Genomic DNA, 1,162 nt, shown 5'->3' on the forward strand with positions numbered 1-1,162 from the left:
ATACCAAAGGATCTGACGGCTGACTCTCTTGGGATTTCGGAATGAGCGGATCCGTGATTCGATTGCGCGAGGAGGATTCGCGCCATGGGCTCAGCGATCAAGATGCGGACGGATTATTCGGCAGCCGAGTTGCGACGGCTGGCCAAGAGTTCGAAGGATAGCAAGCAGAGCCGTCGGCTGCTGTCGTTGGCAGCGGTTCTCGACGGGATGAGCCGTGAGGATGCGGCCCGGGTCGGCGGCATGGACCGGCAGACCCTGCGGGATTGGGTTCACCGCTTCAACGACACTGGTCCAAACGGTCTCGAGGACGCCTGGAACGGCGGGCCGGAGCCGCGCCTGTCGGCGTCCCAGAAGGTTGAACTGGCCAGGATCGTCGAGACGGGGCCGGACCTGGCCGTCAACGGCGTCGTGCGCTGGCGGCGCGTCGATCTCCAGAAGCTCATCAAGGAGCGCTTCGGCGTCGACTATCACGAGCGCTATGTCGGAACGCTTTTGAAGCAGCTCGGCTTCTCCCATATCAGCGCCCGGCCACTTCATCCGGGCCAGGATGGCGAGATCGTCGAGGCGTATAAAAAAACTTCCCGCGCACGCTGAGCGCCCATCTGGCCGACCTGCCCAAAGGCAAGCCGGTCGAGATCTGGTTCCAGGACGAAGCCCGCATCGGCCAGAAGAATGGCATCGTGCGGCAATGGGCCAGGCGCGGCACGCGGCCCCGTCAGCCAGCCGACCAGCGCTACAAGTCGGCATACCTGTTCGGCGCCATCTGCCCAGCGCGTGGGACCGGGGTGGCGCTGGCGCTGCCCTTCGTCGACACCGGGGCCATGCAGCTTCATCTCGACGAGATCAGCCGCCATGTCGCCAGACGAGCCCATGCCGTTCTGCTGCTCGACCGCGCCGGCTGGCACACCACCGCCAAACTGAAAGTGCCGAAGAACATCACGCTCATCTTCCTGCCGCCCCGCGCGCCGGAGCTGAACCCCGTCGAGAACGTCTGGCAGTATCTGCGCCAGAACTGGCTCTCAAATCGCGTCTTCGAAGGCTACGACGCCATCATCGACGCCGCGTGCCACGCCTGGCGCGAGCTCATCAAACGACCAAAGACCATCACTTCAATCGGGACGCGCCAATGGGCTCACGTCGGTCAATCAACATGACCGTTGGT

The 1,162-nt window shown here is 63.8% G+C and carries 1 protein-coding gene; it reads left to right on the forward strand.

Features of this window, described 5'->3' with window-relative positions; all coding sequences use genetic code 11:
* The first annotated feature begins 84 nt into the window (after positions 1 to 84).
* Positions 85 to 1,154 (forward strand): IS630 family transposase gene (locus tag CKW40_RS42240; RefSeq protein WP_095205388.1). Its coding sequence is split into 2 segments (ribosomal slippage): positions 85 to 571 and positions 571 to 1,154, totalling 1,071 coding nucleotides; the frame shifts between segments, so codons are not numbered across the junction.
* Positions 1,155 to 1,162: the final 8 nt, after the last annotated feature.

The organism is Mesorhizobium carmichaelinearum, from assembly GCF_900199455.1.
GTDB classification, from domain to species: domain Bacteria; phylum Pseudomonadota; class Alphaproteobacteria; order Rhizobiales; family Rhizobiaceae; genus Mesorhizobium; species Mesorhizobium carmichaelinearum.